The organism is Paenibacillus cremeus (genome assembly GCF_007786445.1).
Classification (GTDB): Bacteria; Bacillota; Bacilli; order Paenibacillales; family NBRC-103111; genus Paenibacillus_G; species Paenibacillus_G cremeus.
In genome coordinates this window covers 17,080-29,203 of record NZ_VNJI01000069.1, presented here as the reverse complement: position 1 = coordinate 29,203, position 12,124 = coordinate 17,080, and the positions used below count along the sequence as shown (strand labels likewise).

Below are 12,124 nucleotides of genomic sequence, written 5' to 3'. Positions count from 1 at the left end.
CTCCAGCACCGTTTTCATCCGCTCCGAGCGGAACCTATTAATGGTGCGGAAATCCGGTCGTTGCCTGCCCGCGATCCACATAAACATGATGTTTTCGCGAACAGCTTTGGCAATCTGTCGGGAAGAATAAATCCGCTGGGTGTAGGCATAGATGATGACTTTGGTTAACATTTTGGGGTGATAGCTGTCTCGGCCACCTCCTGGATAGGCTGCGTCGAAGATGGCATCATCGAGACGTTTGACTGCGGCGTTAACAACACGAACGAGGTGATTCTGAGATTGCGGTATAAGCAATTATTCAGTTAAACTTTGTTGTTTATTTAAAAACGGCAGGATAGAAAAGGGATTATGAAATCAATCTAGAATCCCATATTTATAACCGTTATCAAACATGCGGCAGACGAAGCTATCTAATCTATACCAAGGGAGAAATGAAACGAATGAACGGTACAACGAACCCCCATCGATGGAAAATACTCCAGATCATTAATATGGGCACTTTGATTTCAACTCTCGACGTCGGCATCGTTAATGTCTCACTGCCGGTCATGGCGGACGAATTCGGTGTAACGCTTGCACAAGTTCAGTGGGTGGCTACATCGTATTTGCTTACGATGGTCGCTCTGCTGCCGTTCTTGGGTAAGCTGTCGGATCGGGGAGACCGAAGGAAAATTTACAGCTTCGGCTTTCTTATTTTCAGTATCGGATCGGTTTGCATTGCGCTATCGGACGGAATAGTGAGCCTTCTCGTTTACCGATGTCTTCAAGGCTTAGGTGCCACAATGATTATGGCTAACAGCCAAGCGATGGTCCGCCAATTGTTTCCCGACCGGGAAAGAGGCCGCGCGTTAGGGATTAACGCCGTCGTAATTTCCATCGGTTCCATCTCGGGTCCGGCTCTAGGTGGCTTACTTTTGGAAATCGCCGACTGGCCCTGGTTATTTTGGATTAACGTGCCTATCGGACTGTGTGCATTTGTACTAGGTCTTCGCTCATTCCCGAATACGAAAGCCGGAACCGATCGAAGTCCAATCGACGTAGCCGGAGCTTTTTTACTGGCAGCGGGAACGTGTGTTCTAATGCTGGCCGCAGAAGCCAGTAAGCACAGCCAAGGCTTATCACCGATATTGGTTATGGAAGGCACTGCAGGTCTGGCATTGCTCATAGCGTTAGGGCTTCTTCAGCGTAAAATCTCGTACGGTATCTTAGATCGAGAGCTGTTTCGCCATCGAAAGATTTTGATAGGTAGCATCAATTCGTTTTTCATCAGTCTTGCACAAACAGCAACGATGCTGCCGATCGTGTTTTATTTGCAGGGACAGTTAGGCTACTCTTCCTGGGTCATCGGGCTTCTGCTCATTGTTCAGCCGCTTATGATGGGAATAACAGCGCCTTATGCCGGCTGGATCCGCGATCAATTCGGCGGCTACTTTCCGATTACGATCGGCTCGCTTTGCTGCTCGGTTTCCATGCTTTTCATTTCTGCGCTGCCTAGCGTTACCATCGTGGGCATTGGGCTGCAGCTCGGGATATTCGGAATCGGCAATGGGTTCTTTCACGCGACGAACAATGCGGAAATTATGAGCGCAGCACCCGATCATAAAGTTAGCTTGACGGGAAGCCTTCTCGCTTTGGTCCGCTATCTTGGAAATATTGCAGGGATTGGGCTTGCCACCCTTATGGTCGGAAATTTGGGCTCGAGCAATCTGGATATATTGGAGGGGACGCACGGCACGAACGTAGAGGTCCGGATTCGAATGTTGTTCGTTCTTTGCTTTATTTTCTGCTTAGGCGTAGCTTTATCCGGTAAATTCCGTCCACGTGATAAACCTGAGAACGCTGGAACAAGCGCCTGAACAAAGTGCAGAGTTACCACACTCAGACTGATCCTAGCCATCTTCTCAGGCTTCGCCGAGTATGAACGGGACATGATTGTCGAACGGACTCAAGAGGGCAAGGCGATCGCCAAGCAAAAGGAAGGTTTCAAGGAAGGACGACGGAAGTCGTACACGGAGATGCAGCTAAGCCACGCTGTAGGGCTGCTCGGTGAGCACTCATATAACGAAGTTGCCGCTATGACATGGATCAGCAAGTCCACATTGATACGTGAGGTAAGGAAACGTAATGCGTAATTGGCCCAGGCTCGGCAGTTGCTCTCTGTCGGGCTTTTTTTCTTTTGTCTTTTATGGGTTGATTCCGTTTGGCTTCTGTTAAGGCCCCCCCAGGAGATCTGCAATCAACTGGACGCCCCAGAATGTAGTACATCCCAAATAAATATATCACCAGATAATTTATTCAGACGGGGAACAAAACTATAGACATGAATTGCAGTAGTTTGGTCTAGAACTTCAGAAGAAACTGGCCGCTGCGGCATCATTGGGAAAGCAAGCAACTTATGCTTATAATGTTTACATTACGCTGTTTTCGTAAATATTGTTGTTTTCCAGCCCCATTAATGTTGGCTGCATTAATCCCCGTATAAAAAGGAGAATATTCCACGTAAATTATGGAAATAATCTTAAAAATCTCGTGGGCAAAAAGGGGTGACAATGTGGCAAGTCCTTCGTTTGATGAGGTAAATGAAATGCGGAAGAAATTTCTGGACTCATATCACGAATATTGGTTAGAAAATGCGTTCCTTACGTGGCAATGGTGGCTTCTCTTGATAACCGTTATTTGTTCCTGGGTAGTTTGGTGGAAAGTTGTTGATAAGCGACGAATACATTTAATATTGAATTTCGGATTTCTGTATGGAATCATCTCATTGATTCTTGACATGGTTGGAATGAATCATTTGCTATGGGCTTATCCCATTCGTTTGTATTGGGCTTTCATTCCTCCACTTTTGCCTTTTGACTTGAGTTATTTGCCAATTATTTTTATGTTGGTATATCAACGATACGGAAGAAAGTCAACCACAAAGGTGCTCATAGCTTTCACAATCACTTCTGCTATAATTTCATTTGTTGTAGAACCGTTTTTTCATTGGATTGGCATTTATGAAATGTACAAATGGAAGTACATCTATTCATTCCCAATATACATAACACTAGCTTTTCTGGTTAGATTTCTTGTCGGTATTTTTGAAAGGAAACAGAAGGTTCACGAGTAGATTTTTCGACACTCCAATCGTTGGGTGTTTTTTTTTCTTTGGATAAGAATCAACAATGAACGAATTTTAATAGAGTTAAGAATTTGATTTTGTTTCAATTAAGCAATGGCTCTGAATTCTCTTATGGTTGTAAAATTCGCCCTTTTGCACGAGTTTAACAGCATTTTCTTCTGCCTGTCTGTATGCTCCAGCTTCTTGTGTAGCTCCAAGAATCGGAACCAAAACATGTAGTTGTCGATGTACTTGGTAGCAACACCTTGGAATCTATCCATCCATTTCTTCAAACGGGAATGGAACGAATTGACGTGTTGGATATGGTAAATCGTCTTTGATACATGGGTCCCCCGTGGAAGGACTTCGTGTGTCAACCCCTTCATTTTAGCGAATTTCTTGTAATTCGTCGCGCTGTCCGTGCACAGCAAAGAAGAAGGTGCGATATGCCCTCCGATAACTTTATTAATTTCTTCTGCTTTAATGCGTACGTGACCACCCATTTGACAAATAATGTTGCCATTACGGTCATAAGCGACTACGATGCTAACCTGCTCCTTGGAGATGCCGCGCTTTCGCTGTTCTTTCTTTTCATCTTCCACCTTGCGACCGCGCTTGCGAGCGGCGCGGTGAGGAATCCCACCTTTTCGACCCTTTTCGGATTCCAAAAAGTGAGTTTCATCGCTTTCAATGATTCCGCTTAGCTGCACGTTGCCGAGTGAACGCAGTGCGTTAAGTATCTTATGTCTCCAGTAGAATGCCGTTGAAATGTGAATCTTGAGCCGTTCGACGATTTTAGGAAGGGTATAGCCTTCTACCATCAACTCAAAGTATTTTAGCCAAAGATTTGGCTTATGATTGCCTGCCATTGGCGTACCTGTCATATCGTTGAAGGTTTTGCCACAATCCTTGCATAAATAGCGCTGGCGACTGCGATACTTCCCGTTCCGTTTTACGCTTAGGCTCCCGCAGTGAAGCATGCCAAACTACCAGAGAATTTCGTTTCTCTTATATCTGCTATCATTCAGTGAATTTTAGGGGCGGGGAATAGCGTCTCTTTCATTGCTTCGAATAAGGGTGCTGTTCCTTTTCTGACAGGTCTGTGAAATTTTCATATAATTTGAGCCAATCCATGAATTGTTGCCCCCCTGCGGGATTTTTACACTGTATTAACAGTATAGCCAAAAGAGCAACAATTTTTCAGAAAACAGCGTTACATTATAATTGGTAAACTGATTTCAGATATTATTTATGATCAGAAGGGCAAGCGAGTGTAAGGTCTTAGTTAACTTTAGGTAACTGAGTAACCTTTTCTTCACGTCTTAAAATGAAGCAACTACACTGATATAATTAAAAGGTTGGAAGCGACACCAAAATATGGATGAACATCGGTCTAGGATCTAGTACGGGACAAAAATACGTTGTAAATGAGGTGTAATTATCCTTGGAATACCGTGTATTAGGACGTTCAGGTCTTCGTGTGAGTGAAGTTAGTCTTGGATGCTGGGCTATTGGCGGCCCTTCGTGGCGGGATGGAAATCCCGTGGGATGGTCTGGCAACGATGATAACGAATCTCTCGCCGGTTTGCGAAAGGCTTATGAATTAGGTATCAATCATTTTGACACGGCGGATGTGTATGGCGATGGTCATTCTGAGAGAATCATAGGCAAATTTTTGGATGAGAATTCGCGGGATTCTTTAATAATTGCATCCAAGGTTGGATGGTTTAAAGGTACTGCGCCTAATGCGATGCAGCCGGTCCACATCCGTCATCAGCTTGAGCAGTCGCTAACGAATTTGGGGACGGATTACCTGGATATTTATTATTTTCATAATACGAATTTTGGCCCGAACGATCTATATCTTGAAGAAGCTGCCGAAACAATGCGAGAACTGCAAAAAGAAGGTAAGATTCGTGTGATCGGTCAGTCCGCCTATAGTTATGCGGATTTTATGCGGGTTTGTCCGATAACTCGCCCAGATGTACTACAGTTCCACTACAATGCGTTGGGCAATCAATTTGATCAACCGCCAACAAATCTATTCCATTGGGCGGAACAACAAAACCTGGGCATGGTACTTTTCGGACCGCTGGCTCAAGGCTTATTGTTGGATAAATTTGATCCGGAGAATCCGCCTCAGTTTGGCGAAGGAGATATTCGTTCTTGCAATCAAGCATTTTCTAGGGAAAGATTGCTGGAAATACGGCAAAAGCTCCGACCGATCAAGGAACGCTTTGGCGGTGAAGTGCAAGATTTGATTCGCGTGGCGATACAATTTGCACTTACCCAATCTCCCAATGCTTGTGTAATCCCAGGGTTTAAAAATGCTCGCCAGGTGGAGTCGAATGCCGAAGTGGCCGGCAAGCCAATTACTGCGGATGAGGCCACCCTGATCAGGCAAATTTTATGCGATTTATCCTAATGATTTTTGTGAAGCTGGGAGGAATGAAGACATGGTTAACGATTCCAAGTTGGGGCTCGGGGGTCATTCTTTTATTCAGGAGTTGGGAAATGATCCGCAAGCCTCGTTTGACGAACAGTGCAATATTGTATCCGCCTGTCTCGATAACGGAATCCGCTTTATCGATACTACATATTATCAAGAACGGGTGGCCCTTGGGGCAGTCTTGCAGGAACTCGGCCGGCGAAGTGAGGCTGTAATTATGGCCTGGAATTTTTTCAATCAGCCGGGTGCCGAAACGAAATTGGTTGATTACACTCCATACGAACCACATCATATTGATGTCATGTTGGAGGAGTTGCAAACAAACTATATTGATATCCTTGTTATCCATGTACATAAAAATACAGAGGAGCTTCATAAAGAACTGGATCTCGCGAAAAAATGGATGCAAGAGGGCAAGGTCAAGAAAGTAGCGCTCGGGATGGTTAAACTTGAACACTTGTGCCAGCTACTCACTGATCACCAGGTTTCTTATGTATTGGCGCCTTATAATGCGTTTAATCAAGGAGCCAAAGAGATGTTCTTGAAAGCGAAAGAGATGGGAATGACCGCGATCGCACTATCTCCTTTTATCCGTGGATGGAAATTGGATGAGATCGGTGGAAATAAAGGTTCAGTTGCCGAAATCCTATTGCGTTGGGTCGCTGGGCAGCGACTGATCGATCGAGTGATTGTTTCCATGAGAAAAGAGGAATGGGTACATACCAATCTGACAGCTATTGATCGTGGTCCACTGACCCAACAGGAAGAGTCAAAACTTCGAGAATGGATCAGGGAATAGATTCCCACATGAAATTAGCAAATCCTTGATTACCGTATTTACACCTCATATGCTCGGAGCCATTCCGAATGGTGGACTTTTTATGGAATATATCGTAGAAGAAGTCAAATGGATTGATGGATTGTTAACACCGCCGTTAATAGTTATGAACGGTTCTAAATCGAACCCAACGAACCAGGAAGATATCAGAGTGTCGAGGAAGTCCCTAAGAATTTTAATTTTATGTGGTTGACTCTCTCGGCTCTAAGAAGAAAAATCAACTGGAAGTACATAGAAAAAGAAAAATCCCCATTTGCATTTAAGCATTTGGGATTTTTGTATTAATGAACAACTTGAAATGAAGTTTCTGCACTTGAATTTCCAGATGAAACGGTAATTCTCCAAGATCCTAAGGTGGTGTTTCCTCCAACGTGCCATGACCAACTAACATTACCATTAGAATCAGCCTTCTTTGGCTCTAATCCAGCGGCTGTACTTGCTCCACTTTTATAGTGAACTACAATGTGAGCTGTTGCTCCTGGCGCTACTTTAGCTTTAAGTGTTGCAGTTGAATTACGTGGAGCTGGAGATGAAACACTAAGAATTTTTACAGAATCCTCTTGTTTGCTTTCTGTTTTGATTTCTGTACTGGTTTTTGGTGTTTCTTTAGAAGTTGTACTGGAAGAAACCTGAACCGAAGATGGCTTTGTTGTATTATTGTTTTCGGGTTCTTTGTTTGTTGGTGTAACCTTATCGCTTGGAGTGGATGGTTGGGATTGATCACTTTTTGTTTCTGTTGTTGAGCTAGCTTGAGGAGATGGTGTTGGTTGAGAAGTAAGAGGTTGTTGGCTCGTTTGAGCAATTGGTGCAGATTGTTGAGTAGATGTCTTACTTGGTAAAGACGATGTTGGTTGTGTTGCTGAACCACAAGCTGTTAGTGGTAAGGAGACTGCAAGTAATAATGCTGAAAATCGTGTTAGTTTCATTTTGTCGTTATTCTCCTTGATTAAATGTTCTAGTAATACTGTTCTACAAAAATTGTAATTTCCCTCCATCCATTTGATTCGAAGGTCATGGTATAATTTAACTATGAACAAGTCTAACTTATGTGATAGAGGTATAGATGCAAATGATGTTTTTAGATAAATGGCTACATATTATTCGCAATTGCTCATTCGATAATACTTACAAGGCAGCTTGGGGAAAATAACGGAAATAGCGGTTGGGGACGAAAGCTGTCACTTAGATCAAGGTGGCAACCAATAAGAGGCCATATAAAAATGAAGAAAACCCTTATAAATCAAGGATTTATCCTGCCGCGGTAGATGGAAATCGAATAGCTAGCAAAGAAGTGATTTCCTGTTATACGTATGTGATGCCGGAGACCCGTAAGGAACAGCTCTCCTATACGAGTGAGCTTATTCCGGATGGTTTTTGGCCGCTTAGGAACGAACCACTGACCTGCCTCTACTTGGCATACGGCAGCTGCATGAGCCGTGCCTCATTCAGCGAAACGGTTTCGACCTTTGACCTTATCGGTGCGGTATCCATTCCTGATTACCGTGTTGGATTCACGCATTACTCCAAAATAAAATGGGGTGGGGGCGTAGCTGATCTACTGCCAGCAAAAGGGCAGCAAGCAGAAGGCGTACTTTATCGGATACCCATTGATCAAGTGCCTTCCGTTGACGCGCGGGAAGGAGCTGATCTCGACCGCCCGATTTATCGCCGTATTCCGATAACCGTATATCGGGATCAAATCCCGATTGCAGCCTTTACTTACGAGGTTATCAATAAACGGAGTGAGGAGTATCCGCCTCATCCAGATTACATGGAAACCATACTAGACGGGGCCGACATCCTTACACCTGGCTATGTTAATTCGCTTATAGCGCATGTTCAGTCGATTTCTCCTGTTCCTGCGATGAAGGGGGGCAGATAAGCATGGCGACCTTTACAGCGCAGGTCCTTGTCGGGCAAAGCCACACTTATGACGGTGGTATCATCAATCTCCACCATACCCTTTATCTGTCGGAAAATAGTGTTGCCAGGTGGCTGCTTTGCTCCGTTGACCCGTATGGTGCTCATACTACTGAACAGGCGCGAGGGTGGATTCCTCATCCTGATTCGATTCTCGAGGACGGTCTACTGTTATTAGGCCTTCATGTTTGGCGAAATGAAAAACTACTCGCCATGGCGAAGGAGGTTTTTCTTCAGCCGGTAGAAGAGGTAGATTGTATCAATAATCATACAATTTCAACTGAAAACCTTAAAAAGCTTCACGAAGAGTGCCGAGAAATATTGGTTAGAGCGAAAATGGTGCTCACCCTTTTTGAGGGCTCAAGCCTGTTTCGTGAACTCGGTATTCTGCAACAATATCAGATGGAGCTGGAAGTGTGTTCACCGTGCTTTAACCGGTACTGGAATCCTTGGTCCTCGAATATGGAGATCAGGGGAGTGCTGGAAAAGAATAAAGGCTATTCGCCATCAGATGAAAGCTAATGCCGTAATCCGGTTGGAACAAGATAAAACCCGCTTCAATATTCACTTGGGAACGGGTTTTATCTTTTATTATATTTGTAAGCAAGTAATGCTTTCGGAAAAGTGAATAATGAAGTATCCTTCTTTTTCATTTATCTGGATACCGTCATGAAGACTCATTTTATCAAACTGCTGACTATTTATGATATTGCCTTCTTCACTTATTGTAGCAATTATACAGCTATTCTGATTTCCCACGAACCAAAGGAAAACACCTTGGCATTCCAACCAATATGCGTTGTTTTGGTAGGAGCTTGGAGGAGGACTCAAGCGCCATTTTACTTGGCCGGAAAAATCGTAATAAAGAGCTTCTTCTTTGGTAAGAACAAGGAAACCTTCGTTTCCCTTTGTGATAGAAGAGATGTTGCCCTTCGTTTTGATCTCCCAAACCTTTTCTGCCTTGTCGTTCAACAATTGAATGGTCTTGTTCCCCAATCTAATCAAGAGCTCCATCGAGGGAGTTTCGAACGCCTCATAAATCGCTGCGGATACCTTTAGTTCAGCAGAATGATCCTCATGCTTAAACTCGTACTTTTTCTTATCCGCCCGCTTTAGCTGGTATTGATCTAAATGCACTTCTCGAAGCCCGGCCCCGAATTCGTTTTCTTCGTCTTGAACGGCCAGCTCACCAATCGCCCAGGTACCCTCGTTTTTATAAAGGCGGTACGATTCGGTTTCCGCTTCCATGGTAAAGGAGATAATGGCTTCATCCGAGTTAACCTTATCAATATAAAAGCGAATAGCCGGTATCTCGATCTTTCCGATTTTTTTGCCCTGTTTGTTCAGCATCACTAGGTGACCTGGCGCATAAGCGAGTGCATCTTTCAAAGCATCGCCAACAAAGATCGCGTTACCGTCAGGGGAAAGTGCTACAGTGAAAATGTGCTCTTTAAACCGGATGCTCCATTGCTTTTGCACATCGAAATCGTAACAAACGAGGTTGTAATGGGTCTTATATCCACTTCCAATTGGGTTGGAATCCAAATCCCGCTCCGCCATTTGTACAAAGTACATCTTTTTGCTTTCAACATCAATGATCCGATTTGAAAGATATCTGCCCTTCGGGTCCGTGTAATTCCATTTTTTACGGAAGGGCTTGGTCGCTTTTATTTCGGGTGCTATGATTTGATTTTCCGTTCCTTTAGCTGTATTCGTGACATGCTGTGCCTCGTATATAGTCCAATCATGAACTTCAGGTGCAAGCCAAAAGTAGCCCATAGCGGATTGCGTTCCATCGTAAAACACGTTGTGGCCGGCCAATTTGAACAACCGCATTCCAGGATGCCCCTCGGTTCCAGCAACTAAGGATCCGGTGGTCTTATCCAACTCATAGAGGCGGTTGTCCTGACAGACCACAAGGTATTTCTCCTGCCCCGGGATGATGTCGATCGTCCAAGCTTCCTCAGGTAGTTTGGCACCAAAGAAAAACTTACCGTCACGGTCAAGCCAGAAGGTATGTCCTGATTGGAAGGAGACGACCAGCTTATCATCAAGCCAATGGATATACCGTCCGTTTTCCTTAAAGGTATTGATCCACACCAATTTTCCATGCCGGTCCCAACCCGTTAATCTGCCTTCGGACTCGAGAATAAACAGCATATCGGTAGAAGGGTCATGAGCAAAGCCTGTGAAAGGGGAGTTGAACGATAATCGTCTAAAGCCGCTGATAAACTGTTCGGCCATCTCCTCCGCAAGTTGATGAATGACTTCTTCTTGTGTGCGCGGCGGAAGTGCATTTTTCCGGGCTCTTGCTAATTCCTTCTCCTGAAGCTCCGCTTCCTTTAACTCCGAAATTGCGATACGAGCTGATAATGTCCCATCGGTATTGAAACGGTACAGGCGATCCATGCTGGATACAAGAATGTCTGTAGAGTCTTTCGATACGTCAAGGTGGTATGCAGTCGCTTCGATGGTGCCGAACATGGTATCCACCTTCTCCAGGAATCTAATTCCCCATAAAAGGCTGCCATCCATCGAGAAACAATAAATCTCGCCGGGGCCGTTGTATGTTTCTCTTGTGCCGACTAACCAGAACCCGTTACCCATGGCAGCTCGGAACGGCTGCCACTGGAATTCATAAACATATCCTGTCGCCGATTCAAAATCCATAAACCCGATATGTTCTTTGTCCCCCCAAATTGCTCCTCTTTCATTCGCCTCGATAACCCCCATATTCTCAAGGGGGGTGTCCTGATATAAATATCTATTGATTTGCTCCTTACCAATGACTTCAAGCGTTTTGGCTGCACCTACGACGATTAGGGAGTCGTCATTATAGTAAAGGCGAAATTTCTTTCTTGAACGGCTCTCAAAGCCAATGTACCGACCGTCCGTTTTCTTGGCCGAGAAAAATAAATCCCACGTTTCCTCAATCTCTACCTGGATTGAGAAGGATTGGCCTTGTTTGAAAAGCGGTTTTTTAATCGACGTATGATATTCGCTTCTCTTGATGACAGGATTAGGAGCGGGGGCAGAGGGCACCGCCAATTGTTTATCATTTGATGAAGCGGGAGAAGGAGATAACATTTTTTTAATCGTATCGAGAAAACCCATCTTTACATCTCCTTGAAACTTCTTTTCTACTATTTTACCACTCATTGGATTTTATGAAATAAGATATATTTGGTTCTCTATCCCATGCAGCAGCACGCAAGTTCATGTATTCACAGGATTTCATCCCCTTAAATTGGCGATCGGAATGAGAGAGTCAGGATCTACTAGGTTGAGTTACTAAAAGGCGTACAGAAATAGAGATGGAGGCAGAATCACCCAACTCGTTCCATATGATGCACGTATTCTCCACACTCTGAAAGCGCATATGTTTGTGTCACCGAACAAAAAAGACCTTTATAAAAGATCGCATTTCGTGTCTTCTTATGCTTACTTCATAAAATAGAGATTCTATGAAGTTTTTTGAGACAATGGATATATTTATTTTTTCATATTCAAGTATCCTATTTATATGAAATGAAACTAAAGCATAGTTGTGATACAGAGAGAGAGCGAGAATGTAATCTGCATTCTCCATTTAGTTGAGTTCAAAAGACATTATGCTGATTTTCCAAATATCTCGCAGGTACTTGAATATTATTCAATTTTGATGAATAAAGGGGTTAAAATTATTAAGGTTTATATTGCAGCCACGGGTTTTTCTAAAGAATTACTCACAGCAATGGACTATAGTAATATTCAATAATATTCAACCATTAAACATGAATCAGTTAGAAATTAGAGAAGCAAAAGGTCATACCGA

9 protein-coding genes and 2 pseudogenes are annotated in these 12,124 nt (G+C 43.8%); 7 read left to right on the top strand and 4 right to left on the bottom strand.

The window, feature by feature from the left end:
* On the bottom strand, positions 1-294 hold a 294-nt coding region (locus FPZ49_RS32220; RefSeq protein ID WP_261381729.1), incomplete at its 3' end, for a transposase.
* A gap of 146 nt (positions 295-440) precedes the next feature.
* Between FPZ49_RS32220 and FPZ49_RS32215 the strand changes: the two genes are divergently transcribed.
* The 3 genes and pseudogenes from FPZ49_RS32215 to FPZ49_RS37755 all read left to right on the top strand — a co-directional run bounded on the left by FPZ49_RS32215 (position 441) and on the right by FPZ49_RS37755 (position 3,112).
* The gene (locus tag FPZ49_RS32215; protein WP_186446232.1) at positions 441-1,856 is read left to right on the top strand and encodes an MFS transporter; all 1,416 of its coding nucleotides are present in this window, start codon (positions 441-443) and stop codon (positions 1,854-1,856) included.
* A gap of 18 nt (positions 1,857-1,874) precedes the next feature.
* Positions 1,875-2,132: pseudogene (locus tag FPZ49_RS32210) on the top strand (recombinase family protein); the annotation flags it as partial.
* 374 nt (positions 2,133-2,506) lie between these two features.
* Positions 2,507-3,112, top strand: a complete 606-nt coding sequence (locus tag FPZ49_RS37755; protein ID WP_391563896.1) for a CBO0543 family protein — start codon at positions 2,507-2,509, stop codon at positions 3,110-3,112.
* A 98-nt stretch (positions 3,113-3,210) separates the two neighbouring features.
* Here FPZ49_RS37755 and FPZ49_RS32205 read toward each other — a convergent pair.
* Positions 3,211-4,237 (bottom strand): annotated as a pseudogene (locus FPZ49_RS32205) (IS1595 family transposase).
* A gap of 310 nt (positions 4,238-4,547) precedes the next feature.
* Here FPZ49_RS32205 and FPZ49_RS32200 point away from each other — a divergent pair.
* Complete coding sequence (locus FPZ49_RS32200; protein ID WP_144854433.1) at positions 4,548-5,528, top strand: aldo/keto reductase; 981 nt, start codon at positions 4,548-4,550, stop codon at positions 5,526-5,528.
* A gap of 31 nt (positions 5,529-5,559) precedes the next feature.
* Positions 5,560-6,351, top strand: coding sequence for an aldo/keto reductase (locus tag FPZ49_RS32195; RefSeq protein WP_144854432.1), 792 nt, complete (start codon positions 5,560-5,562; stop codon positions 6,349-6,351).
* Between the two features lie 320 nt (positions 6,352-6,671).
* Here the strand turns inward: FPZ49_RS32195 and FPZ49_RS32190 are convergent, their stop codons facing one another.
* Entirely contained in the window at positions 6,672-7,316 is a 645-nt protein-coding gene (locus FPZ49_RS32190) for a hypothetical protein (RefSeq protein WP_144854431.1), read from the bottom strand.
* 266 nt (positions 7,317-7,582) lie between these two features.
* On the opposite strand from FPZ49_RS32190, the gene FPZ49_RS32185 reads away from it, so the two are divergent.
* Positions 7,583-8,272 (top strand): gamma-glutamylcyclotransferase family protein, encoded by a 690-nt coding sequence (locus tag FPZ49_RS32185; protein WP_144854430.1) that lies wholly within the window; start codon positions 7,583-7,585, stop codon positions 8,270-8,272.
* A 2-nt stretch (positions 8,273-8,274) separates the two neighbouring features.
* Positions 8,275-8,832 carry a hypothetical protein gene (locus FPZ49_RS32180; protein ID WP_144854429.1) on the top strand — a complete coding sequence of 186 codons (558 nt, stop codon included), beginning with the start codon at positions 8,275-8,277 and terminating at the stop codon, positions 8,830-8,832.
* A 69-nt stretch (positions 8,833-8,901) separates the two neighbouring features.
* Here FPZ49_RS32180 and FPZ49_RS32175 read toward each other — a convergent pair whose 3' ends face one another.
* Positions 8,902-11,424 carry an ornithine cyclodeaminase gene (locus FPZ49_RS32175; RefSeq protein WP_144854428.1) on the bottom strand — a complete coding sequence of 841 codons (2,523 nt, stop codon included), beginning with the start codon at positions 11,422-11,424 and terminating at the stop codon, positions 8,902-8,904.
* Positions 11,425-12,124 lie beyond the last annotated feature (700 nt).